Origin of the sequence: Sphingomonas oligophenolica (assembly GCF_039522915.1) — a bacterium.
GTDB lineage: Bacteria > Pseudomonadota > Alphaproteobacteria > Sphingomonadales > Sphingomonadaceae > Sphingomonas > Sphingomonas oligophenolica.
In genome coordinates this window covers 59833-83703 of sequence record NZ_BAAAEH010000049.1, presented here as the reverse complement: position 1 = coordinate 83703, position 23871 = coordinate 59833, and the positions used below count along the sequence as shown (strand labels likewise).

Here is a 23871-nt window from a genome sequence, read left to right as displayed (position 1 = left end):
AGCCGACACGCCATGACCAACCGCCGACCAAACCCGAACACCAACCTCGTGAATAAGACGGGCTAGATAGTCAGACCATTCCTGCATCATCAGAACTCGCTCCTTCCAGTACTCACCACGGGCATAGGCGCGGCGCACCCCGTCAGATTCGACATGGGCGAGCTGCCGCTCAATCGCGTCAGGGTGCCATTTTCCCATCTCGTTGAGCAGGGTGCTTGCCATCGCCCGAAAGCCGTGACTGGTCATCTCGTCGCCCGAGTAACCTAACCTGCGCAGCGCGCCGTTGAGAGCGTTCTCCGACATTGGCCTCTCAAGAGACTGGAAGCCGGGGAAGACGTATCGACCGCTGCCTGTGATCTCCCGGACCTCCCTCAAGATCAAAACAGATTGGTGTGAGAGGGGCACGCGGTGCGGGCGGCGCATCTTCATCTTCCCGGCAGGGATTGACCAGATGGCGGCCTCAAAGTCGATCTCTGTCCATTCTGCGTGGCGAAGCTCACCGGGACGGACAAAGACGTGAGGTGCCAGACGTAATGCGGCCCTGGTCACCATGTGACCGCTGAATCCGTCGATCGCGCGAAGGAGCGGCCCCACTTCCTGAGTGTTTGTAATCGCGGCGAGGTGTTTGACCTTCGGCGTTGTTAAGGCATCACGCAACCCGGCCGACAAGTCATGCTCCGCACGACCGGTGGCGATCGCATAGCGGAAAACTCTGCCGCATACGCTGCGAAGGCGGCGGGCACTTTCATGGCGGCCTCTGCCTTCGACGTTTCGCAGCACGCCCAAAAGCTCAGGAGTCGTGATCTCGTTGATCTTTCGGTCGCCAAGCGCGGGATATGCGAACGCGAGGAGCCACCTCGCCTTGGAAAGCGTTATTTCTTCCAGACCTTCCCGTTCGCGCTTCGCCAACCACTCTTCCGCGACCGCCTTGAATGAGCAGGTCGCGTCAAACTTTGCTTGTTCGACATCCTCCTTGCGCTTCACGGCCGGATCTACTCCGGCGGCCAGGAGCTTGCGCGCCTCCTCGCGTTTCGCGCGCGCGTCGGCGAGCCCTACGTCTGGAAAGACGCCCAGCGCCATTGTCCGGTACTTGCCGTCAAAGCGATAGTTGAGCCGCCAGTAGCGGCCTCCTTGCGGGGTCACGAGGAGGTGGAGCCCGCGCTCATCGGCGAGCTTATAGGGCTTTGGACCAGGCTTCGCTTTGGTAACCGCGAGAGAAGAAAGGGCCATGGGGGTATCTCCAGAAGCCCTCATGGCTCCTTCCCCCAAATATACCCTCAGATACCCTCAATCCCCAAGAATGCCCCCGGATTTGAGCGGACGCAAAAACGGGAAAAGTCGCACTTTTCAGCGACTTTTCCGATTAGTGTGGATGCCCCCGGACGGGGAATGGTGCCCAGAAGAGGACTCGAACCTCCACGCCCTTGCGAGCGCCAGCACCTGAAGCTGGTGCGTCTACCAATTCCGCCATCTGGGCACGGGGTAGGGGGCGCGCCTTAGGTTAGGCTCGTGCGCCTTGTCAACACGGGCTGAGCTGGGGCAAGGGGGCGCGACACATCCCCCGACACATCAGGGGCAGGACATCAGGCAGGGCAGCACGGCATGAAGGACAAGCTGGTTATCGTGATCGGCGGCGGCGGGTTCCTCGGCCGCTACGTCACGCAGGAATTGCTCAAGGCAGGCGCCCGGGTTCGCATCGCCCAGCGCGATCCCCGCGAGGCGCTGTTCCTGAAGCCCCAGGGCGGGCTCGGCCAGATCCAGTTCGTCGCGGCCGATGTCGGCAAGCCCGAGACCATCGCCCGCGCCCTCGCCGGCGCCGATGCGGTGGTCAATCTCGCCGGCAGCTTCTCGAATCTCGAGGCGGTGCTGGTGACGGGCGCCAGGACCGTCGCCGAAGCCGCCGCCGCGGCGGGCGTGGCGAGCCTCGTCCATATTTCGGCGATCGGCGCCGATCCCGAATCGCCTGCCGCTTATGGCCGGGCCAAGGCGGCCGGCGAGGCGGCGGTCCAGGCCGCCTTCCACGCCGCGACGATTCTGCGCCCGTCGATCATCTTCGGTCGCGAGGATCAGTTCGTGAATCGCTTCGCCGCAATGATCTCGGCGCTGCCGGTGGTGCCGGTGCTGCGCGCCGGCGCCCGGTTCCAGCCGGTCTATGTCACTGACGTCGCCCAGGCCGTGGTGGCTGCGCTTGGCAATTCGGCCGCGGCCGGCAAGGTCTTCGAGCTTGGCGGCCCGGACATCGTGTCGATGGGCGGCCTGATCCGCTGGATTGCCCGGGCGATCGGCCGAAATCCTGCAATCCTGGAGCTTCCCGATGTCGTTGGCGGCCTGATCGCCTTTGGCGGCTTCCTGCCCGGCGCGCCGATCACGCGCGATCAGTGGCGCATGCTCGCGCGCGACACGGTCGTCACCGGTGCCGACGGGCTTGCGGCGCTCGGCGTCACGCCGACGCCGATGGACGCGGTCGCGCCGGGCTGGCTCGTCCGCTACCGGCGCCACGGCCGGTTCGGCGCGCACGTCGCGGCCTGACCCGCTCGACATCAACCAGCGTCTCATCATGCGGCCAGGCCGCGTGTAATCTGACCGCGGCAAAGCCGCTCGGGGGTAAAAGCGCGTGAACGATCTGATCACCACCATCTTGCTCGGCATCGTCGAGGGCGTGACCGAATTCCTGCCGGTCTCCTCCACCGGCCATCTCATCCTCGCCGGCGCGCTGCTCGGCTATGACGATTCGCGCTGGCAGCTGTTCAACATCGTCATTCAGCTCGGCGCGATCCTCGCTGTCGTCGTGCTGTACTGGCGCACCTTCTGGGCCGTGATGCTCGGCCTCGTGAAACGCGAGCCGCATTCGGTCCGCTTCGTCCGCAACCTGCTCATCGCTTTCCTGCCGGCGGCAGCGATCGGCCTGGCGTTTCGCAAGCAGATCGAGGCATTGCTGCTCCAGCCGATCGTCGTCGCCATCGCGCTGATTGTCGGCGGCGTCGCGATCCTCGTCATCGAATGGCTGGTCAAGCCGGGCAAGACGGTCGGCGTCGCCGACATTCCGGCGTCGAAGGCGGTCGGGATCGGTTTCCTGCAATGCCTTGCCATGATTCCGGGGGTGAGCCGCTCCGGGGCGACGATCCTCGGCGCGCTGACGCTGGGGGTCGAGCGCCGTACCGCTGCCGAATTCAGCTTCTTCCTGGCGATCCCGACCATGCTAGGCGCCAGCGTCCTCGAGCTCGTCAAGCACCATGATACGCTCGCCACCGCGCAGGGCGTCGGCATCAGCGAAATCGCGATCGGCTTCGTGGTCGCGTTCATCGTGGCGCTGCTGGTGGTGCGCTGGTTCGTCGGCATTGTCGGCCGCCGTGGCTTCGGCCCCTTCGCCTGGTATCGAATCATCGTCGGCACCGCCGCGCTGGTCTGGCTTCTGACCAAATAGGTCCGATATGGTCTTTTAAAATGGTGGAACGATCCATTTAACCCGGAAAATCACCTATCGGCCTAAGTTATAGGACAGCATAGCTTACCTATTATGCTGATTCTGCGTGACAAGGACGCGGAATCATGATTAGGCGCGCCCAGATTTGGGGCGAAAATCATGGCCGGTGATTCCACGTTGAAATTTGTCGATCGGGAACAATCCTATCCCGGCAAGCGCGCGCCCAAGATGCGTGCCGAGGATTTCCGGGAGATCGCCGATCGCTATGCGCCGGTCGCCGCGGAGGAACAGGCCGGCCGCTGCTCGCAATGCGGCGTGCCTTATTGCTCGGTGCACTGCCCGCTTCACAACCATATTCCGGATTGGCTGCGCCTCACCGCCGAGGGCCGGCTCCGCGAAGCCTATGAGCTCAGCAACGCCACCTCGACCATGCCCGAGATCTGCGGCCGCATCTGCCCGCAGGATCGGCTGTGCGAGGGCAATTGCGTGATCGAATTCTCCGGCCACGGCGCGGTGACGATCGGCTCGGTCGAGAAGTTCATCACTGATACCGCCTGGGAAGAAGGCTGGGTCGAGCCGCTGGTGCCGGGCCCGGCGCGCGGCCAGTCGGTCGGGGTGATCGGCGCCGGACCGGCCGGCCTCAGCGCGGCCGAATATTGCCGCGCGCTCGGCTATGACGTTCATGTCTATGACCGGCATGATCGCGCCGGCGGTTTGCTCACCTATGGCATTCCCGGTTTCAAGCTCGAGAAATATGTGGTCACCCGTCGGGTCGAGCGGCTGAAGGCGGGCGGCATCGTCTTCCACGAGAGCTTCGAGGTCGGCCGCGATGCCAGCCTCGATGATCTCCGCCAGCGCCACGACGCTATCCTGATCGCGACCGGCGTGTACAAGCCCCGCGCGATCAAGGCGCCGGGCGTCGGCAGCGACGGCGTGGTCGAGGCGCTCGAGTATCTCACTGCGTCGAACCGCAAGGGCTTCGGCGATGCGGTGCCCGCGTTCGACAATGGCAGCCTCGACGCGGCCGGCAAGCATGTCGTGGTGATCGGCGGCGGCGATACGGCGATGGACTGCGTCCGCACTGCGATCCGCCAGGGCGCGACCTCGGTCAAATGCCTTTATCGCCGCGATCGCGCCAACATGCCCGGCTCGCAGCGCGAGGTCGCCAATGCCGAGGAGGAAGGCGTCGAGTTCGTCTGGCTCTCCGCGCCCCAGGCTTTCGATGCCGATGAGCGCGTCACCGGCGTCCGCGCGACCCGGATGCGCCTCGGCGCCGCCGACGCGAGCGGCAGGCGTGCGCCTGAGCCGGAGCCGGACAGCAATTTCGCGCTCCCCGCCGATCTCGTCATCAAGGCGCTCGGCTTCGATGCCGAGGAGCTGCCGGTGCTGTTCGGCGCCCCCGAGCTCGGCGTCACCCGCTGGGGCACGGTGCTGGTCGACAACAAGACGCTGATGACCTCGCTCGACGGAGTCTTCGCGGCGGGCGACATCGTCCGCGGCGCAAGCCTCGTCGTCTGGGCGATCCGCGACGGGCGCGATGTCAGCACGGCGATGCATGCATGGCTCAAGGCGAAGGCAGCGGCAGGGAGGAAAGCGGCATGAAGAGCTTGAACCGGCTGATTTTGGCGGCTGGTCTCGCCGTGCTTCCCGTCGTCGCGACCGCCCAGGCGGCGGCGCCTGTCGCTGTGGCGCCGGTCGATCCGGAGCGGCTGGCCGCGGCCAGGGCGCTGATGGATCAGATCATGCCGCCCGCGACGCGTAACCAGATGATGTCCGCGATGACCCAGTCCATGATGGGTCAAATGGTGCAGGCGCTCCGCACTGACCCCACTCTGGCCGCGGTGCTGGAAAAGGACCCCAGGGCGCGGGCCCTCTTCGAGCACTTCATGCAACGGCAGCAGGAGCAGTCGACGCAACAGCTCCTCGCCAATCTGCCCGGAATGTTCGACGCCATGGCACGAGCCTATGCGCGGCGCTTCACGCTCGCGCAGTTGCACGACATGGCGACCTTTTTTGCGACGCCGACTGGTCAGGTCTATCTCGCCCAGGCGCCGACCATCATGAGCGACCCCGACGTCGCCGCCTGGATGGGCGATGTGATGCGTAGCTCGATGCAGCGCATGCCTGCCGAGATGGCCAAGCTGATGGCCGACCTTAAGGCGCTGGACAGCAAGGATAATGCACATGGTGGCTGATTCAGAACGCATCCGCCTCGCAGCGGAAGGCATGTACCGCCCCGAATTCGAATCCGATGCCTGCGGCGTCGGCCTCGTCGCCGCGACTGACGGCACGCCGTCGCGCCGCGTCGTCCAGTCGGCGATCGATGCGCTGAAGGCGGTCTGGCATCGCGGCGCGGTCGATGCCGACGGCAAGACCGGCGACGGCGCCGGCCTGCATGTCGATCTGCCGCTCAAATTCTTCGACGATGCGATTGCCGCCTCGGGCCACAAGGCCGCGCCGAACCGGCTCGCGGTCGGCATGATCTTCCTGCCGCGCACTGATCTCGGCGCGCAGGAGGCGTGCCGGACGATCGTCGAGAGCGTGATCATCGAGGAAGGCTATACCATCTATGGCTGGCGCCAGGTGCCGGTCGACGTCTCGGTCATCGGCTTGAAGGCGCAGGCCACCCGCCCCGAGATCGAGCAGATCATGATCGCCGGGCCGCTCCCCGGGGAGCAGAGCGCCGCCGAGTTCGAGAAGAATCTCTATCTCGTCCGCCGCCGGATCGAGAAGCGCGTGATCGCAGCGCAGATCCAGGGCTTCTATGTCTGCTCGCTGTCGTGCCGCTCGATCATCTACAAGGGGCTGTTCCTCGCCGAGAGCCTGTCGGTCTTCTATCCCGATCTGCAGGATCAGCGCTTCGAGAGCCGGGTCGCGATCTTCCACCAGCGCTATTCGACCAACACCTTCCCGCAATGGTGGCTTGCCCAGCCCTTCCGCTGTCTCGCCCATAATGGCGAGATCAACACGATCCGCGGCAACAAGAACTGGATGCTCAGCCACGAGATCAAGATGGCGAGCCTCGCCTTTGGCGAGCATTCGGAGGACATCAAGCCGGTCATCCCCGCCGGCGCCAGCGACACCGCCGCGCTCGACGCCACCTTCGAGGCGATCTGCCGGTCGGGCCGCGACGCGCCGACCGCAAAGCTGATGCTCGTGCCCGAGGCCTGGGGCCCGAAGGGCGAGATGCCCAAGGCGCATCTCGACATGTACAAATATCTCGCCAGCGTGATGGAGCCGTGGGACGGCCCCGCCGCGCTCGCGATGACTGACGGCCGCTGGGCCGTGGCCGGCATGGACCGCAACGCGCTCCGCCCGCTGCGCTATACCCGCACCAGCGACGGGCTCCTGATCGTCGGCTCGGAAAGCGGCATGGTCGTCGTCTCCGAATCGAGCATCGTCGAAAAGGGCCGGCTCGGTCCCGGGCAGATGATCGCCGTCGATCTCGAACAGGGCATCGTGCTCGGCGACCGCGCGATCAAGGATCGCATCGCCGCCGAGGCCGATTATGCCACGATGATCGGCAATTTTCTCGGCACCGCCGATCTGCCGCCGGCCCCCGCTGACTCAACCGTCCGCTTCCCGCGCGGCGAGCTGACCCGCCGCCAGATCGCGGCCGGGCAGACGCTCGAGGACATGGAGCTGATCCTGTCGCCGATGATCGAAAGCGCCAAGGAAGCGATCGGTTCGATGGGCGACGATACGCCGCTCGCGGTGATCTCGGACAAGCCCCGGCTGATCAGCCAGTTCTTCCGCCAGAATTTCAGTCAGGTCACCAATCCGCCGATCGATTCGCTGCGCGAGCGCCATGTCATGTCGCTCAAGACGCGCTTCGGCAATCTCGCCAACATCCTCGATACCGAGGATCGGCGCGATGGCGTTCTGGTGCTCGAATCGCCGGTGCTGACCGGCGCCGACTGGGCGCGGCTGAAGGCCTTTTTCGGCGCCAAGGTCGCCGAGATCGACTGCACCTTCGAAAGCGGCGGCGCCGCCGATACATTGCGCGGCGCCATCCAGCGCATCCGGAACGAAGCCGAGCAGGCAGTGCGCGAGGGCAAGAGCGAGTTGTTCCTGTCCGACATGAACATCGGGCCTGACCGGATCGGCATCGCCGGTGTGCTCGCGGCGGCGGCGGTCCACACCCATCTGGTGCGCAAGGGCCTGCGCTCCTATGCCAGCATCAACATCCAGACCGCCGAATGCCTCGACACCCATTATTATGCGGTGCTGATCGGTGTCGGCGCGACGACGGTCCACGCCTATCTGTCCGAGGCATCGATCGTCGATCGCCATGAACGCGGCCTGTTCGACGAGCTGACGCTGGCCGAATGCCTGTCGCGGCATCGCTATGCGGTCGATGAAGGGCTGCTCAAGATCATGTCGAAGATGGGGATCGCGGTGATCTCCAGCTATCGCGGCGGCTATAATTTCGAGGCGGTCGGTCTTTCGCGCGCGCTGGTCAACGATCTCTTCCCGGGCATGCCCGCCAAGATCTCGGGCGAAGGCTATGCCTCGCTTCACCTCAATGCGGCGCTGCGCCACGAAAAGGCGTTCGATTCGAGCGTCGCCACGCTGCCGATCGGCGGTTTCTATCGCCAGCGCCACACCGGCGAGACGCATGCCTATTCGGCCCAGCTCATGCATTTGCTGCAGACGGCGGTCGCGACCGACAGCTATTCGACCTATCTGCAATTCTCGCGCGGGGTGGAGGCGCTGCCGCCCATCTATCTGCGCGATCTGCTTCAGTTCAATTTCCCGAACGAAGGCCTGCCGGTCGACCAGGTCGAATCGATCACCGAGATCCGCAAGCGTTTCGTGACCCCCGGCATGTCGCTCGGCGCGCTGAGCCGCGAGGCGCACGAGACGCTGGCGATCGCGATGAACCGGATCGGCGCCAAGGCGGTGTCGGGCGAGGGCGGCGAGGACAAGGCGCGCTTCACGCCTTTCCCCAACGGCGACAATGCCAATTCGGGCGTCAAGCAGATCGCCTCGGGCCGCTTCGGCGTCACCGCTGAATATCTGAACGCCTGTGACGAGATCGAGATCAAGGTTGCCCAGGGCGCAAAGCCCGGCGAGGGCGGCCAGCTGCCCGGCTTCAAGGTAACCGAGTTCATCGCCAAGCTCCGCCACGCGACCCCCGGGGTGATGCTGATCAGCCCGCCGCCGCACCACGATATCTATTCGATCGAGGATCTGGCGCAGCTCATCTATGATCTGAAGCAGATCAACCCGGTCGCCCGGGTCTGCGTCAAGCTGGTCAGCTCGGCCGGCATCGGCACGGTCGCGGCCGGAGTCGCCAAGGCCCATGCCGACGTCATCCTGATCGCCGGCCATGTCGGCGGAACGGGCGCGTCCCCGCAGACGAGCATCAAATATGCCGGCACGCCATGGGAAATGGGCCTGTCGGAGGTCAACCAGACGCTGACCCTCAATGGCCTGCGCGGCCGGATCAAGCTGCGCACCGATGGTGGCCTCAAGACCGGGCGCGACATCGTCATCGCCGCGATCCTCGGCGCCGAGGAGTTCGGCATCGGCACGCTCTCGCTGGTCGCGATGGGCTGCATCATGGTTCGGCAATGCCATTCGAACACCTGCCCGGTCGGCGTCTGCACCCAGGACGAGCGGCTTCGCGCCAAGTTCACCGGCACGCCCGAGAAGGTCATCAACCTGATGACCTTCATCGCCGAGGAAGTGCGCGACATCCTTGCCCGGCTCGGTTTCAGGAGCCTCGACGAAGTGATCGGCCGCACTGAGCTGCTCCGTCAGGTCAGCCGCGGCGCCGAGCATCTCGACGATCTCGATCTCAACCCGATCCTCGCCAAGGTCGATGCCGATGATGCCGAGCGGCGCTTCTCGCTCTCGACCTTCCGCAACGAAGTGCCCGACAGCCTCGATGCGCAGATGATCAAGGATGCGGCCGCTGTCTTCTCGCGCGGCGAGAAGATGCAGCTGACCTATTCGGTGCGCAACACGCACCGCGCGGTCGGTACGCGGCTGTCGAGCGAGATCACGCGGAAATTCGGCATGTCGGCGCTTGCCGATGGCCATGTGCTGGTCCGCCTGCGCGGCAGCGTCGGCCAGTCGCTCGGCGCGTTCCTGTGCAAGGGCATCACCCTCGAAGTGTTCGGCGATGCCAACGACTATGTCGGCAAGGGCCTGTCGGGCGGCATCATTGCCGTCCGCCCGCCGCCCCGCTCGATGCTGGCGAGCCAGGACAATACGATCATCGGCAATACGGTGCTCTATGGCGCGACAGCGGGCAGCCTGTTCGCGGCCGGCCAGGCGGGCGAACGCTTCGCGGTGCGCAATTCGGGCGCGACCGTGGTGGTCGAGGGCTGCGGCGCCAATGGCTGCGAATATATGACCGGCGGCACTGCGGTGGTGCTCGGCCAGGTCGGCGCCAATTTCGGTGCCGGCATGACCGGGGGCATGGCCTTTGTCTATGATGCCGATGGCAGCTTCGAGCGTCGCGCCAACCCCGAAAACATCGTCTGGCAACGCCTGTCGTCAATGCATTGGGAGGCAGTCCTGCTCAACCTCGTCCGCGCCCACCATGCCGCGACGGACAGCAAATGGTCGGCCAGCCTGCTCGATGACTGGGGCCGGGTGATCGACAATTTCTGGCAGGTCGTGCCGAAGGAGATGCTGACCCGCCTGGCGCATCCGCTCGACGATCGGGTGGAGATGGTCGCGGCTGAATAGACGGTCAGGGGGCAGCCGCCACCAGATCGGTCAGCGCGAAGTCGGCACCCTTGAAGAGCAGCGGCGCATTCAGGCTTCGGGCCAGCGCATACGCCATGCAGTCGCCATAGTTGAGCGCGGCGGGGTGTCTCCCTTTGCCGAAGCGGAGGAAAGCGGAGAGGGCGTGGTCGGCAAGCGCCTGGTCGAACGCGATGACCTTCGTTTGTGATGCATCGAGGATGATCGTCGTTGCGTCCATGGGATCGCGCACGCCGCGCCCTGCCAGGAGGATCCGGGTTTCGAGCAGTGTCGGTGCGCCGATGACGGTCGGTGTTCCGATCATGACGTGCAGGAATTTTTCGGCTTCGGGCTCGTCGAGCGCGATCGCCACGATCGCCGAGCTATCGACGACAATCACGAAAGATAAGGCTGCTCGGTTATGCCGTCGCGATCATAGCCGAGGATGTCGTCCTCATTCCGCGACCGGTCGATGCCGTCGCGCGCGATTCGGTCCTGAAGCGCGCGAACGGTCGCGATCCGGCGCGCCACTTCCTCGTCCGTCAAAGGTGTCATGCCTTCGCGCTCGAGCTCGCGGCGCACCGCTACGCCGATTGCCTGCACCATGCTGCTCTGCCGTTTGTTGGCGAGCTGACGAATCATGCGCTCGATCTCGCCATGCTTGATGCTCAGTCCCATTGACGGCCTCGATCCATAATATTCGAGATTTTTATATAATCATTCTGGCTTCGGCGCAATCGCGCCGTCACGCCTTCCCCAGCCAGCCAAGCCGAACTAACACGGCGCCATGTGGCAGCTTTACCAATTCCCCCTGTGCCCCTTTTCCCGGAAAGTCAGGCTCCTGCTCGGCGAAAAGGGCGTCGGCTATGAACTCGTCCGCGAATCCCCTTGGGACCGGCGTGACGAATTCCTCGACATGAACCCGACCGGCCAGGTGCCGGTGATGGCCGATCCGACCCGCAACATCCTCCTGATGGATTCGATGGCGATCTGCGAGTATCTCGAGGAGACGGTCGACAAGGCGGCGATGATCAACGGCACTGCGGTCAACCGCGCCGGGATCAGGCGGCTGGTCGCCTGGTTCGATGCTCAATTCTTTCAGGACGTCACTGCGCCCTTGCTCAGCGAACGGATGATGAAGCGCCTCGTCACCAAGGCCTCGCCCGATGCCAAGGTGCTCCGCGAGGCAATGAAGGCGGCCGAGCGCCACCTCGACTATACTGATTATCTGCTCGATCATCACAACTGGATGGCCGGCGCGACGATGAGCCTCGCTGATCTCGCCGCGGCGGCGCAGATCTCGGTTGCCGATTATCTCGGCGGGGTCGACTGGAAGGGCCATGAGCAGACCGCGCGCTGGTATCGCGGCTTCAAGAGCCGGCCGAGCTTCAGGCCCTTGCTGTCCGAACGGATGGAAGGCATTTCGCCGCCCAAATCCTATGACGATGTGGATTTCGACTTCTGATGCATAAGGTGCCCGATCCCCATGCGGCTGAGGCAGCCACGATCGGCTTCGACGATTTCCTCGCCGTCGATATCCGCATCGGCACGATCGTCGAGGCGCTGCCCTTTCCCGAGGCGCGCAAGCCGGCCTACCGGCTGGTGATCGATTTCGGCCCGGTGATCGGCATCAAGCGCTCCTCGGCCCAGATCACCGAGCATTACACGCTTGAGGATCTGCCCGGCCGGCAGGTGGCCGCGGTCGTCAATTTCCCGCCGCGCCAGATCGGCCCGATGATGTCCGAGGTGCTGACGCTCGGCTTTCCCGATGCCGAGGGCCGGGTCGTTTTGATCGGCCCGAGCGTTCCCGTTCCCGATGGTGGCAGGCTCTTCTAACCCCGGGATCAGGATCGGAACCGCCGGCTGGTCGCTCACCAAGGGAATTGGCGAGCGCTTTCCGCAGGGGGGCAGCCATCTCGAGCGCTATGCGGCGCTGTTCAACGCGGTCGAGATCAACTCCAGTTTCCATCGCCCGCACCGGCCCGACACTTATGCACGCTGGGCGGCAAGCGTGCCGACCGGCTTTCGCTTCGCGGTCAAGCTGCCCAAGGCGATCAGCCACGAACGCCGCCTGGCCAATTGCGACGACCTGCTCGCCCGCTTTGCCGGCGAGGTCGCCCATCTGGGCGACAAGCGTGGCCCTCTCCTGGTCCAGCTGCCGCCGAGCTTCGCTTTCCACCCCATCCTGGCCGCAGCCTTCTTCGACCGTGCCGCCACGATGCTCGGCAAGGCGATCGTCTGCGAACCGCGACATCCGACCTGGTTCGCACCCGATGCGACTGCGCTGCTGGTTGCCCACCGCGTCTCCCGCGTCGCCGCCGATCCTGCCCCGGTTCCGGAGGCAGCGCAGCCAGGCGGCTGGCCTGGCCTGCGTTACACCCGCCTGCACGGATCGCCGCACATGTACCGGTCGCCCTATGATGCGGCAGCGATTGCCCGTTACGCCGATGCGGCCCGCGGCTCGACGGTGGAAAGCTGGACTATCTACGACAACACGACCACCGGCGCCGCGCTCCACAACGCGCTCGACATGCTCGATCGTGTCACGGCGACCTGACGCCGTCTCGGCCCGACTCCTCGACGATGGCAGGGCGGCGCTCTGGAGCCGCCGAGCCAGCTCGATTCAACAACAGCCCGAATCGGTGCACAGTGTGAACCGCATGGGCGCAAACCCGGCTCGCTCTTTCACATGACAGTTGAACAGTCAGCGCTGGTCTCGTTCCTGTTCGGGCACATGCTTTCGCTGTTACGGGTGGGGCTTTCCCTGTTCGGCGCGACGACTTTCCCTGTTATCTCAATAACAGGGAAAGTATAAGGCACTGGTAGTAAAAGAAAATTTACCGGAACAGGGAAAGAAAAAATCGCTTTCCCTGTTCTTTCCCTGTAACCAGGCCGGAACAGCGAAAAGCGGCTGATCTTATGCGTGCCTGTCGCGGTCGCTTCGCCGCGCGCGTCCGGTCAGCCCTCGAGGCTCTTCGATGCCTGCTCGAACATATCCTTGGACAGGCCCGGCGTCCCGACGATCCGCTCCAGTTCGGCCCGCATCAGGTCGCCGCGCGCCGCGTCGAAACGGCGCCAGCGGCCAAGCGGCGGGATCAGCTTGGCGGCGGTCTGCGGATTGAGCTTGTCGAGCGCGATCAGCTGGTCGGTGACGAAGCGATAGCCGGCGCCGTTGCCGGAATGAAAGGCGCGCTGGTTGACGCTGAACGCACCGACCAGCGCCCGGGCGCGATTGGGGTTGGCCAGCGTGAAGTCGCGGTGCCCGGCAAGCTCCTGCACCGTCGCCAGCGTGTCGTCGCGCGACGACAGCGCCTGGGTCGAGAACCATTTGTCGAGGACGAGCGCATTGTCCGAATAGCGGTTGTAGAAGATGTCGAGCGCAGCGATCCGCCGGTCTGACGCGCCATTGACGAGCGTGGTCAGCGCGCCCTGGCGATCAGTCATATTGTCCGCCGCTTCGAACTGCGCGAAGGCAAGCGCGGCCGCCTCGTCGCCGCCATTCGCGGCGATATAGCCGAGCGCCACCGTCCGCAGCCGGCGCAGGCCCTTGGCGAGCGGCGAATATTCGAAACGGGTGGCGCTTGCCGCATCATATTCGGCCCGCCACCTGGCATCGAGCGCATGGCCGATATCGCGGCGCAACGCCTCGCGTGCCGTGAAGATCGCCTCGGGATCGACCACCGGCATCTGGTCGCCGATGAAGCTTTCCGACGGCAGCAGCACTGCCTCCGCGACAAAGGCGCGGTCGAGTTGCGGGTCGTCGAGGGTGTTGACGATCGCGTCGATCACTGCCTGGTGATTGGCCCGGCCCTGATTGGCACCGGCGACCAGCGTGTCGAGCATCAGTTGCTGCATCGCCTCGTAGCGCGCGAACGGATCATCGTCATGCGCCGAGAGGAAGGCGAGGTCGGCGGCGGTCCGGTCGGTCTCGACGATCACCGGCGCTGAAAAGCCGCGGTTGATCGAGAGCACCGGTCGCTGGGTGACGGTCTCGAAGCTGATCCGCTCCTCGGCACCGGTCAGGATGACCAATTGCTCGGGGCCGATCGGCTTCGCTGTTTCGGCGCCGAACAGCTTGAGTCTCAGCGGCAGCACCATCGGCGCCTTGTCGGGTTCGCCCGGCGTCGGCAGCGTGCGCTGCGACAGGGTCAGCACGGCGCGCCCGCTGCCGGCGTCGTGCTCGATCGACGCGGTAACCCGCGGCGTGCCGGCCTGGCTGTACCAGAGGCGGAACTGGCCAAGGTCGATCCCGCCCGCTTCCTCCATGCAGGCGACGAAATCCTCGCAGGTGGCGGCGGTGCCGTCGAAGCGCTCGAAATAAAGGTCGGTGGCGGCGCGGAATCGCTTCGGCCCCAGCATCGTCGCCATCATCCGGATGACCTCGGCGCCCTTGTTGTAGATCGTCGCCGTGTAGAAGTTGGAGATCTCCTGATAGGCGTCCGGGCGGATCGGATGCGCGAGCGGCCCGGCATCCTCGGGGAATTGCGCGGCGCGCAGGCCCCGTACATCCTCGATCCGCTTGACAGCGGCGGAGCCCTGGTCGGCGGAAAAGCTCTGGTCGCGAAAGACAGTGAAGCCCTCTTTCAGCGAAAGCTGGAACCAGTCGCGGCAGGTGACCCGGTTGCCCGACCAGTTGTGGAAATATTCATGCGCGACGACGGCTGCGATCGCGTCGAAATCATAATCGGTCGCCGTGTCGGGATCGGCCAGCACATAGCGCGAATTGAAGATGTTGAGGCCCTTGTTCTCCATCGCGCCGAAGTTGAAATCGTCGACCGCGACGATGTTGAACACATCGAGATCATATTCGCGGCCATAGACCCGCTCGTCCCAGGCCATCGCGGTCTTGAGCGCCTCGAGCGCATGGTCGGTCTTGCTGAGGTCGCCGGCGCGGACCCAGATGCCGAGGGCCACTTCGCGCCCCGATCCGGTGACGAAGGTCGCGCGATTGGCGACCAGGTCGCCCGCGACCATCGCGAACAGGTAGCAGGGCTTGGGGAAGGGATCGTGCCACTCCGCCCAATGCCGCCCATCGCCGAGCGTGCCCGAGTCGACCGGATCGCCATTGGCGAGCAGCACCGGGAAGCGCGCCTTGTCGGCCGTCATCCGCACCTTGTAGCGGCTGAGCACATCGGGCCGGTCAGGGAAGAAGGTGATGCGGCGAAAGCCCTCGGCCTCGCACTGGGTGCAGAGATTGCCGCCCGAGGCATAGAGCCCCATCAGCTGGGTATTGCGCTCGGGCGCGACCTCGACCTCGGTCTCGATGGTATGCGCCGATCCCGACAGCGGAATCACCAGCGTCTCATCCTCGATCCGCCAGTCATTGATCGGAGTGCCGTCGACCATGACGGTGATCGGCACCTGCCCGCCGCCATCGAGCCTGATCGGCTCGTCATGCGCGCTCTCGCGGATCACGTGCAATGTCGCCTTCACCCGCGTCGCCGCCGGATCGAGATCGAAATCGAGCGCGATCTCGGGCACCAGCCAGTCGGGAGGACGATAATCCTCGCGGCGGGTGACGTGCGGATGGGCGGCGGTCTGAACGTCGAGCATGTCGGCGGATGTAAGGGCCGCTTCCCGCCTGTGCCACCGAAATCGCCCCGTTGCGGATGTGCCCGGCCGGATCGCCTCGGATTGTGCCCGCGCCAGCGAGGGTGCTACGCCACCGGCAATGCGGCTGGGCAAAGGAAAAGCCATGTTTCGATCGATCGGCGCGCTCATGCTGGCGAGCGCCGCCGCGACTGCGTTCGCCCATGCCGCGCCAGCTGGTCAAGCCAATGATCCGGCCGCGATCAACGCGATCGTCAACGCCCCGCTTCCCGATGATCAGGCGGCGATGAAAGCCCATGTGATGTTCCTCGCCTCGGATGCGATGCGCGGTCGCGAGGCGGGAAGTCCGGAATTCGACATCGCCGCTCAATATGTCGCGGCGCAATTCTATGCGGCCGGGCTCAGACCGGCGGGTGACGATGGCGGCTATCTGCAAAAGGTGCCGCTCGTCACCTATCACGCCGCCGACAAGGGCGATCTCGTCCTGTCGCGCAAGGATGCCGCGCCGCAGCGGCTGGTGTTCGGCGAGGATTATGTGCCCGGCGCGAATGCCGGCAAGACTGAGACGGCGCTCGACGCGCCGGTGGTGTTCGTCGGCTACGGCATCGTCGCGCCGCAGTATAAGCGCAACGATTATGCCGGCGTCGATGTGAAGGGCAAGATCGTCGCCTATTTCGGCGGCGCGCCGCGCGGTTACCAAAGCGAGGAGCGCGCCCATTTCGCGAGCGCCGGCACCAAGGCGGTCATCGCTGAAGCGCGTGGCGCCGTCGGCGCGATCCTGCTGCAGCGCGGCCTGGCCGATGCAGGGCCGGGGTGGGATCGTGCCCGTACCACCTGGGCCCGTCCCGACGGTACCGGCGAGGTTGCCGGCGTGCCCCAGCTCGCCACGCTGAGCGACAAGGGCGCGGCCAAGCTCTTCGCGGGCGCCGAGATGGCCTGGACGGCGATCGCCAAACACGCCTCGGTCGACGATGCCGAGTTCAAGGCGGAGCAATTGCCCGGCAGCCTGACCGTCGCGCTGAGGACTGCGTTTCAGCCGGGCGCGAGCAGCAATGTCGCCGGCATCATCCCGGGCAGCGATCCGAAGCTCGGGCCTGAAACCGTCATCCTGTCAGCGCATCTCGATCATCTCGGCGTCGGCACGCCGGTCAATGGCGATGCGATCTATAATGGCGCCGAGGACAATGCGGTCGGCATCGCGTCGCTCATCGAGGAGGCTCGGCGCTTCAAGCTCTCGGGCAAGCCGCCGCGCCGCAGCGTGATGTTCCTCGCCGTCACCGCCGAGGAGAAGGGGCTGGTCGGCTCGAGCTATTTCGCCGCCCATCCGACAGTGCCGATCGACCGGATCGTCGCTGACGTGAATCTCGACATGCCGATCCTGACCTACCGGTTCGAGGACATGACCGTGTTCGGCGCCGACCGCTCTACCTTGGGGCCGATCGTCGCCAAGGCGGTCGCCTCGCTCGGCGTCACCCTGTCGCCCGATCCGGATCCGATGGAGAGCTTCTTCGTCCGATCGGACCATTACAACTTCGTGCGCAAGGGCATTCCCTCGGTGTTCCTCTGGCCGGGCCAGGCCGGCCCTGGCAAGGCGGCGTTCGAGGACTTCCTCGCGCATCATTATCACCAGCCCTCGGACGAGGTGTCGCTGCCGATCGACTGGAGCCAGGGCATCCGCTTCGTCGACGCGAATTACGCGATCGCGCGCGAAATCGCCGATGGCGATGCGCGCCCGCGCTGGAACAAGGGCGATTTCTTCGGGACGCTCTACAATGGGTATGGGGCACGATAGCAAAACGGCCGGCGGCTAAGGGGGGAGAGCATATGGGCAGGAAGATCTTGTACGGCCTCGCCGGGGCGGCGTTGCTGCTGCCGGCGACCGCCTTTGCGGCAACCAACCCGCATTTCGATGTCGAAACGGCAACCCGCGCCTATCTCGATCTGCTCCAGGGCCCCGCCCGCGCCAGATCAGACGCCTATTTCGAGGGCGGCTATTGGCTGATCCTGTGGAACGCAGTGGTCGCGGTCCTGGGCTATGTCGTCCTGCTGCGCACCGGACTCTCGGCGCGCTTTCGCGACCGGGCCGAGCGGATCGTCAAATGGCGCTGGCTTGTCCCCGCGGCCTATGCGCTGCCCTTCGTCATTGCCTCGACGCTGATCTTCCTGCCCTGGACGATCTACACCGATTTCCTCCGCGAACAGCATTATGGCCTGATGAGCCAGAGCTTCGGCGCATGGCTGGTCGATCAGGGCAAGAGCCTCGGGATTTCGATCGTCGCCAACGCGATCCTCCTCACGGCCCTGTTCGCGGTGATCCGCGGCTTCCGGCGGACATGGTGGCTCTGGGGCGCCGGCGTGATGACCGGCCTGTTCGCGTTCGGCGCCCTGCTCGGGCCGCTGATTGCCCCGATGTTCAATAGCTATACCGAGCTTCCCGCCGGCCCGATCCGCGATCGCATCGTTGCGATGGCTGCGGCCAATCACATTCCCGCCGAGCACGTCTATCTGTTCGATGCCTCGAAACAGTCGAAGCGGATTTCGGCGAATGTCTCGGGGCTCGGGCCGACGATCCGCATCTCGCTCAACGACAATCTCCTCAACCGCACCGGTCCCGACGAAGTCGCTGCGGTGATGGGCCATGAGATGGGTCATTATGTGCTCGGCCATGTCGTGCGCATGATCCTGTTGTTCGCCCTCGTCTTCATCGTGGTTTTCGGAATCATCTACCGGGTCGCGCCGGCGGTCATCGCGCGCAATCCGCGCTGGGGCGTGCGCGACATTGCCGATCCGGCGGCGACGCCGGTGCTCGCGCTGATAGCGGCGATCGCCTCGCTCGTGCTGACCCCGATCCAGAATCTGATCGTCCGCACCGCCGAGAGCCAGGCGGACGCCTTCGGCCTCGACGCTGCCCGCGAGCCGGACGGCTTCGCCAAGATCGCGATGCGGCTGTCCGAATATCGCAAGATCGAGCCCGGCCCGATCGAGGAGGCCTTGTTCTTCGATCATCCCTCGGGCGCCACCCGGGTGCGGATGGCGATGCAGTGGAAGAAGGATCATGTGCCCGGCGCGACGATGGTGAAGCCCGATATCAAGCTCGACGCGAAATAATGCCGCGCCTGCTGATCTTCGGCCTCGGCTACACGACGGGCGCGCTCGTCGCGCGGCTGGACAAGGGGTGGCTGGTCACGGGTACGAGCCGCGACGGCCGGCCCGGCACGCTCGCCTTTGGCGATGAGGCCGCGGTTCGGCTGGCGATCGCGGCCGCCACCCATATTCTCTCCTCGGTGCCGCCCGATGGCGAGGCCGATCCAGTGCTCGATCGCTACGGCGCGGCGCTCGCAGCCAGCGGCGCATGGGTCGGCTATCTTTCCTCAACCGGCGTCTATGGGGACACCGGCGGCGCCTGGGTCGACGAGAGTGCCCCTATCGGCGGCGGCCGCAGGAGCGCCCGCGCGGCGGCCGACTCGGCCTGGCTGGCGGCCGGCGCTCGGGTCTTCAGGCTCCCGGGCATTTACGGGCCCGGCCGCTCGCCGCTCGATCGCGTGGCCCAGGGCCGCGCGCACCGGATCGATCAGCCGGGGCAGGTGTTCAGCCGCGTCCATGTCGACGACATCGTCTCGGGCGTGATCGCCGGTTTCGACGCGCCGCCGGGCGCCTACAACCTGTCGGACGATATGCCCGCGAGCCAGAATGCGGTCGTCGACTTCGCCGCGCGGCTGCTCGGCCGCGATCCGCCACCCTTCGTGCCGCTCGACAGCCTGTCGCCGATGGCGCGCGCTTTCTACGCCGAGAACCGCCGGGTCGCGAACGGCAAGGCCAGGCGCGTCCTCGGCTGGAGGCCGTTCTTTCCCGACTATCGCGCCGGCCTGCGCGCCCTCAGCGCGATGACCAGCCCGATCCCGGTCAGCACCGCGCCGGCGCCCGCCAGCACTGACCAGTGATAGCCTTCGAAGATGGTCGAAAGCAGCATCGCGATCACCGGCACAATCACGCTTGAATAGGCCGCCTTGGCCGGCCCGATGATCCGGAGCACGCCGAAATAGAGCGTGAAGGCAAGCGCCGAGGCGAAGATGCCGAGATAGGCGAGGCCGAACAGATAGGCCGGACTCGTGTCGATCACCGGCGGTCCGCTCAGCGTCCAGGCGATGACCGCGTCCATGGCCGAGCCGATCAGCATCGCGACCGCGAGCGTCGGCGCCATGGCATAGCGCCGCGCGGTCTCGGTGCCCTGCAGCACATTGGCGCTCGATGCCGAGAGTACGCCGAGCAACGTCACGCCGATCCCGGTCAGCGCCGCGCGCGGCCCGTGCGGATCGGACCTCGCCTCGTGCAGGAACAGCAGAGCGATGCCGGCCATCGCAACCGTGCATCCAAGGATCAACTGGGCGCCGAGCCGCTGGCCGAGGAAGATCCGTCCCAGCACCGCATTGGGCACCAGCAGCAACGCGAACACCACCGCCACCAGCCCCGAGGTGATATAGGTCTCGGCGCGGTAGACGAAATTGAAGTTGAGGCAGAATTGGGTGAGCGCAAGCGCTGCCACGAAGCGCCAGCCGCGCGCATCGAGCGAGACCCGCTCGCCCCGGATCGTCGCATAAGCGAGCATGGTGAGGCCGCCGACCAGGAAACGGTAGCTCACTGACCAGCCGAGCGGCACCGTATCGAGCTGGCCGCGAATGACGATCCAGGTCGAGCCCCAGATCAGGGTCACGATCCCGAACGGGATCAGTACCGCGAGGCGGCTCGATTGCGGGGGTGGCTGATCGCTCATCGCCGTGCCTTAGCGCCCGGCCGGGCGTGACGGGAACCGCGATTTCCTTGTCAGTTGATAAGCTCTGCCTATGATCAAAGCCGTGCGATCGCCCGCGCGAGCGGCGCGATCGACTCAGCATGCTGGTTCCACGAAATCACCAGCCGCGCTTCGCCTGGGCCCCAATCGTAGAAATCGAAGCCGAGCGCACGCAGCCTTGCGGCTTCCTCCGGCGAGACGCGGAGGAACACCTCGTTCGCCTCGACGGGATTGACGAGCCGGTCGCCAGCCGCCTCGGCGAGCATCGTTGCGCCGGCATTGGCGGTGCGCGCATTTTCGATCCACAGGTCATTGTCGAGCATCGCGAGAATCTGGGCTGCGAGGTAGCGCCCCTTCGACAGCAACAACCCCGCACGCTTACGGCGATACAGCGTCGCGTCGGCCAGCTCGGGCCTGAAGAAGATCAGGCATTCAGCGCTCATCCCGCCATTCTTGACGAAACCGAAGCTCAGCGCGTCGACCCCGGCGCGCCAGGTGACGTCGGCCGGCGCGCACTCGAGATGCGCGATCGCGTTGGCGAAACGCGCCCCGTCCATGTGCAGTCCGAGGCCGCGCGCGCGGGCGAGATCGCCGATCGCGGCGACCTCGGCCGGCGTATAGACGAGCCCATATTCAGTCGCGTTGGTGATCGAGATCGCGTGCGGCTGGACCTGATGGACATCGTTGCGGGTCGCATCGAGCACCCCCTGGATCGCGCCTGGTGTCAGCTTGGCGCCCGGCCCCTCGGCGAGCAGCAGCTTGGCGCCGTGGGTGTAGAATTCGGGCGCGCCGCACTCGTCATTCTGGATATGCGCGTCGCGGTGGCAGATGATGGCACCATGCGGCGGGCACAAGGCAGCAAGCGCGAGGCAATTGGCCGACGTGCCCGACGGTACCCAGAGCGCCCGCACATCGGCATCGAACAGGTCGGAGAAGCGCCCGTCGAGCTGCTTGCTCCAGGCATCGCCGTCATAGGCTGTATCGAGGACATTGGCATCGGCCAGCGCGGCGAGCACGGCGGGATGCACGGGGGCGGCGTTGTCGGAGAAGAAGCGCATGCCCAGCGCCTTGCTGCGCAGGCGCGCGCGCGTCAACTCGAACCCTATTGCTGGTCGTCGCTCTCGCGCGGCGGTGCGCGGTCATCGCGACGCGGGGGCGTCGATGGGTCGTCGTGGCGAGTCGGCCTGATGTCGATGCTGCCGTCGCGACCGATATGGAGGTTGAGGCCAAGCCCCTCGATCGCGCCCTCGAGCGAGGGCGCCGGCCCGGCATCGGGGTCGATCATATTGTCGGGGTCGGCCGGATTGTCGATCACCGGTTCGGGCGCGACCTTGGGGCCGACGCCGAGCGCCTGCTGCATGAAATCGCGCCACACCCGCGCGGGGATCCCGCCGCCCGACAGGCCGGGATTGGGGCTGTTGTCGTCATTCCCGACCCACACGCCGCAGACCAGCCCGTTCGCGAAGCCGAGGAACAACGCGTCGCGATTGTCCTGGGTCGTGCCGGTCTTGCCGAAAGTATCGACTGACAAGGCTGCCTGTCGGCCCGTGCCGGTCTCAGCCGAAGCCGAGAGCAGATCGAGCATCTCGTCGCGGATCTGCCCGGTCAGGGGGTGTGAGCGCTGGGTCAGATTCTCGTACCAGCTCTGGTCGTGCAGCTCTTCGAGGCCACGCGCGCTGACCGGATAGGATTCATTGGCAATCGCTGCATAGGCCGATGTCAGTTCGAGCAGCGACACGGTCGAGGTGCCGAGCGCGATCGTCGCCTCGCTGGGGATCGGGGTCGAAATGCCGAGATCGCGCGCTGCCTCGATCACCTTGCTCACCCCGACTTTCTGGATCAGCCGGGCCGCTGCGACATTGCTCGATTTGGCGAAGGCCTGGCGCAGGGTGATCTGCCCCTGATAACGCCCGTCGCTGTTCTTCGGCGACCAGTCGCCGATCGTGATCGGTTCGTCATCGATCATCGAATCGGGCGTCATCCCGGCGCGCATCGCGGCGAGATAGACGAACAGCTTGAAGGCTGATCCCGGCTGTCGCCGCGCCTGGGTCGCGCGGTTGAAGGGGCTGTCGGCATAGGATTTGCCGCCGACCATCGCGACGACCCGCCCGTCCGGGCGCATCGCGACCATCGCGATCTGCGCCTGGCGCAGCCCGGCATGCTTCACCGCGCGCTCGGCGGCCTTTTGCAGGCGCCGGTCGAGCGTCGTCTTGACGGTCGTTTCGGTGACGATCTCGCCCGCCCGGTCGCGCGCTTCGGGGAGCACCCAGTCAGCGAAATAGGTGCCGTCGGGCAGCGGCCTGATCGGGTCGACCGCCAGCCGGGCCGGCGACACGTGCGCCGCGGTCGCCTTGTCGATGAACCCGGCTTCGGCCATCGCGCCGACCACCAGCTTCTGCCGGTCGCGCGCACCCTTCAGATTGACGGTGGGCGCGAGCCGCGACGGCGCCTTGACCAGGCCGGCGAGCATCGCTGCCTGGCCGATCGAGAGCTTCTCGGGCGCGCGGTTGAAATAATGCTTCGCCGCTGCGCGCAGGCCATAGACATTGTCGCCGAAATAGACATTCGACAGATAGCGCGAGAGGATTTCGTCCTTCGACAGCCATGCCTCGAGCCAGAAGGCGATCATCACTTCGCGAATCTTGCGCGCAGCGGTCCGGTCCGAATCGAGGAAGCTGTTCTTGGCGAGCTGCTGGGTGATCGTGCTGCCGCCCTCATGGAGCCGGCCGGACGTCATGTTGTGGAAGAATGCGCGGGCGATGCCGCGCGGATCGATTCCCCAATGCGAACGGAAGCGCCTGTCCTCGATGGCGAGGAAGGCGTTGGTGACGTTCTTGGGCAGTTTCGCGGCATCGACCGGCTTGTCGATGATCGCGCCGCGCCGCGCGATCGGGGTGCCGTCCTCGGCGAGCAGGGTGATGCTCGGCGGCGTCAGCGGTTTCAGCGATTGCGACAAGGGCGCAGTGACCGCGAGCCAGCCGACCGCGAGCACGAACAGCAGGATGAGCGCCCCCAGGCCGCGCATGACCCAACGCCAGCGCCGCGGCCGCTGAACGACCGGCAGGTTGGTCGCATAGGGTTCGGGCGCGTCGTGATAATCCGGATAATCGCTCGCGTAGCGGCCATAGCCGCCCGGCGGCGGCAGGCCTTCGGTCAATTCGAGCGGGCCCGAAGCGCCAGGCATGGCGGCTGGATCGAAGGGATAGGGACGCATCGTCTTTTCAGTCCAGCCCCGGTTTCGCCGCCCTTTGGTGTATTAGCACAATAGCACAGTGATCGCAAGCATGTGCCATCATGCCTCCTAGCAGCAGGCGGCGGCGCTTGCGAGGGCCGCGCCGATCAGGGCCATTGAGGCGGCCGGTAGCAACCGCTATCCCGGCCGGGCGCATATCTGCGCGCGCAGAGGAAT

At 65.7% G+C, this 23871-nt stretch carries 18 protein-coding genes and 1 tRNA gene; 11 read left to right on the top strand and 8 right to left on the bottom strand.

The genetic code is table 11. From position 1 onward, the window contains the following. Together ABD050_RS23855 and ABD050_RS23850 are read right to left on the bottom strand one after the other, a co-directional pair. A partial coding sequence (locus ABD050_RS23855) for a tyrosine-type recombinase/integrase (protein WP_343892031.1) occupies positions 1-1230 on the bottom strand: 1230 nt, incomplete at its 3' end. Between the two features lie 160 nt (positions 1231-1390). Beyond that, a tRNA-Leu gene (locus ABD050_RS23850) sits at positions 1391-1477 on the bottom strand. A gap of 125 nt (positions 1478-1602) precedes the next feature. Between ABD050_RS23850 and ABD050_RS23845 the strand changes: the two genes are divergently transcribed. The 5 genes from ABD050_RS23845 (at position 1603) to gltB (ending at position 10126) form a co-directional block, all read left to right on the top strand. Then, positions 1603-2529, top strand: coding sequence for a complex I NDUFA9 subunit family protein (locus ABD050_RS23845; RefSeq protein ID WP_343892030.1), 927 nt, complete (start codon positions 1603-1605; stop codon positions 2527-2529). Between the two features lie 85 nt (positions 2530-2614). Beyond that, positions 2615-3424, top strand: a complete 810-nt coding sequence (locus ABD050_RS23840; RefSeq protein ID WP_343892029.1) for an undecaprenyl-diphosphate phosphatase — start codon at positions 2615-2617, stop codon at positions 3422-3424. A 159-nt stretch (positions 3425-3583) separates the two neighbouring features. After that, positions 3584-5026, top strand: a complete 1443-nt coding sequence (locus ABD050_RS23835) for an NAD(P)-dependent oxidoreductase (RefSeq protein ID WP_343892028.1) — start codon at positions 3584-3586, stop codon at positions 5024-5026. Next, complete coding sequence (locus tag ABD050_RS23830; RefSeq protein ID WP_343892027.1) at positions 5023-5619, top strand: DUF2059 domain-containing protein; 597 nt, start codon at positions 5023-5025, stop codon at positions 5617-5619. The genes ABD050_RS23835 and ABD050_RS23830 overlap by 4 nt, the downstream gene beginning before the upstream one ends. Continuing rightward, positions 5609-10126 (top strand): glutamate synthase large subunit, encoded by a 4518-nt coding sequence (gltB, locus tag ABD050_RS23825; RefSeq protein WP_343892026.1) that lies wholly within the window; start codon positions 5609-5611, stop codon positions 10124-10126. The genes ABD050_RS23830 and gltB overlap by 11 nt, the downstream gene beginning before the upstream one ends. 4 nt (positions 10127-10130) lie before the next feature. Here gltB and ABD050_RS23820 read toward each other — a convergent pair whose 3' ends face one another. Both ABD050_RS23820 and ABD050_RS23815 read right to left on the bottom strand, forming a co-directional pair. Then, positions 10131-10523: a type II toxin-antitoxin system VapC family toxin gene (locus ABD050_RS23820; protein WP_343892025.1), complete on the bottom strand. Its 393-nt coding sequence runs from the start codon at positions 10521-10523 to the stop codon at positions 10131-10133. Continuing rightward, on the bottom strand, positions 10520-10801 hold the full coding sequence (locus tag ABD050_RS23815) for a type II toxin-antitoxin system VapB family antitoxin (RefSeq protein ID WP_343892024.1): 282 nt from the start codon (positions 10799-10801) through the stop codon (positions 10520-10522). The genes ABD050_RS23820 and ABD050_RS23815 overlap by 4 nt, the downstream gene beginning before the upstream one ends. A 109-nt stretch (positions 10802-10910) precedes the next feature. On the opposite strand from ABD050_RS23815, the gene ABD050_RS23810 reads away from it, so the two are divergent. Genes ABD050_RS23810 through ABD050_RS23800 form a run of 3 tightly spaced genes read left to right on the top strand, consistent with a single transcriptional unit; the run spans position 10911 to position 12680 of the window. After that, positions 10911-11588: a glutathione S-transferase family protein gene (locus ABD050_RS23810; RefSeq protein WP_343892023.1), complete on the top strand. Its 678-nt coding sequence runs from the start codon at positions 10911-10913 to the stop codon at positions 11586-11588. Next, entirely contained in the window at positions 11588-11959 is a 372-nt protein-coding gene (locus ABD050_RS23805; RefSeq protein ID WP_343892022.1) for a tRNA-binding protein, read from the top strand. Before ABD050_RS23810 ends, ABD050_RS23805 begins: the two co-directional genes overlap by 1 nt. After that, the gene (locus ABD050_RS23800; RefSeq protein ID WP_343892021.1) at positions 11943-12680 is read left to right on the top strand and encodes a DUF72 domain-containing protein; all 738 of its coding nucleotides are present in this window, start codon (positions 11943-11945) and stop codon (positions 12678-12680) included. The genes ABD050_RS23805 and ABD050_RS23800 overlap by 17 nt, the downstream gene beginning before the upstream one ends. A 401-nt stretch (positions 12681-13081) precedes the next feature. Here the strand turns inward: ABD050_RS23800 and pepN are convergent, their stop codons facing one another. After that, positions 13082-15676: an aminopeptidase N gene (pepN, locus tag ABD050_RS23795; RefSeq protein WP_343892020.1), complete on the bottom strand. Its 2595-nt coding sequence runs from the start codon at positions 15674-15676 to the stop codon at positions 13082-13084. A gap of 142 nt (positions 15677-15818) precedes the next feature. Here pepN and ABD050_RS23790 point away from each other — a divergent pair, with 142 nt between their 5' ends. The 3 genes from ABD050_RS23790 to ABD050_RS23780 are packed head-to-tail and all read left to right on the top strand — an operon-like array spanning position 15819 to position 19614. After that, entirely contained in the window at positions 15819-17465 is a 1647-nt protein-coding gene (locus ABD050_RS23790; RefSeq protein ID WP_343892019.1) for a M28 family metallopeptidase, read from the top strand. 32 nt (positions 17466-17497) lie between these two features. Then, positions 17498-18781: a M48 family metallopeptidase gene (locus tag ABD050_RS23785; RefSeq protein WP_343892018.1), complete on the top strand. Its 1284-nt coding sequence runs from the start codon at positions 17498-17500 to the stop codon at positions 18779-18781. Then, on the top strand, positions 18781-19614 hold the full coding sequence (locus ABD050_RS23780; RefSeq protein ID WP_343892017.1) for a Rossmann-fold NAD(P)-binding domain-containing protein: 834 nt from the start codon (positions 18781-18783) through the stop codon (positions 19612-19614). Before ABD050_RS23785 ends, ABD050_RS23780 begins: the two co-directional genes overlap by 1 nt. Here the strand turns inward: ABD050_RS23780 and ABD050_RS23775 are convergent. From ABD050_RS23775 to ABD050_RS23765, 3 genes are all read right to left on the bottom strand, one after another. Further along, positions 19527-20444, bottom strand: coding sequence for a DMT family transporter (locus ABD050_RS23775; RefSeq protein WP_343892016.1), 918 nt, complete (start codon positions 20442-20444; stop codon positions 19527-19529). The two genes, ABD050_RS23780 and ABD050_RS23775, sit on opposite strands and share 88 nt — an antisense overlap. Positions 20445-20518: 74 nt before the next feature. Then, the gene (locus tag ABD050_RS23770; protein WP_343892033.1) at positions 20519-21520 is read right to left on the bottom strand and encodes a threonine aldolase family protein; all 1002 of its coding nucleotides are present in this window, start codon (positions 21518-21520) and stop codon (positions 20519-20521) included. A 44-nt stretch (positions 21521-21564) separates the two neighbouring features. Next, complete coding sequence (locus ABD050_RS23765; RefSeq protein WP_343892015.1) at positions 21565-23676, bottom strand: transglycosylase domain-containing protein; 2112 nt, start codon at positions 23674-23676, stop codon at positions 21565-21567. Between the last annotated feature and the right edge of the window lie 195 nt (positions 23677-23871).

Coding starts and splice junctions, on each gene's coding strand:
- ABD050_RS23845 (WP_343892030.1), top strand. CDS start 1,603: ATGAAGGACAAGCTGGTTATCGTGATCGGCGGCGGCGGGTTCCTCGGC.
- ABD050_RS23835 (WP_343892028.1), top strand. CDS start 3,584: ATGGCCGGTGATTCCACGTTGAAATTTGTCGATCGGGAACAATCCTAT.
- ABD050_RS23830 (WP_343892027.1), top strand. CDS start 5,023: ATGAAGAGCTTGAACCGGCTGATTTTGGCGGCTGGTCTCGCCGTGCTT.
- gltB (WP_343892026.1), top strand. CDS start 5,609: ATGGTGGCTGATTCAGAACGCATCCGCCTCGCAGCGGAAGGCATGTAC.
- ABD050_RS23815 (WP_343892024.1), bottom strand. CDS start 10,801: ATGGGACTGAGCATCAAGCATGGCGAGATCGAGCGCATGATTCGTCAG.
- ABD050_RS23810 (WP_343892023.1), top strand. CDS start 10,911: ATGTGGCAGCTTTACCAATTCCCCCTGTGCCCCTTTTCCCGGAAAGTC.
- ABD050_RS23805 (WP_343892022.1), top strand. CDS start 11,588: ATGCATAAGGTGCCCGATCCCCATGCGGCTGAGGCAGCCACGATCGGC.
- pepN (WP_343892020.1), bottom strand. CDS start 15,676: ATGCTCGACGTTCAGACCGCCGCCCATCCGCACGTCACCCGCCGCGAG.
- ABD050_RS23790 (WP_343892019.1), top strand. CDS start 15,819: ATGTTTCGATCGATCGGCGCGCTCATGCTGGCGAGCGCCGCCGCGACT.
- ABD050_RS23785 (WP_343892018.1), top strand. CDS start 17,498: ATGGGCAGGAAGATCTTGTACGGCCTCGCCGGGGCGGCGTTGCTGCTG.
- ABD050_RS23780 (WP_343892017.1), top strand. CDS start 18,781: ATGCCGCGCCTGCTGATCTTCGGCCTCGGCTACACGACGGGCGCGCTC.
- ABD050_RS23775 (WP_343892016.1), bottom strand. CDS start 20,444: ATGAGCGATCAGCCACCCCCGCAATCGAGCCGCCTCGCGGTACTGATC.
- ABD050_RS23770 (WP_343892033.1), bottom strand. CDS start 21,520: ATGCGCTTCTTCTCCGACAACGCCGCCCCCGTGCATCCCGCCGTGCTC.
- ABD050_RS23765 (WP_343892015.1), bottom strand. CDS start 23,676: ATGCGTCCCTATCCCTTCGATCCAGCCGCCATGCCTGGCGCTTCGGGC.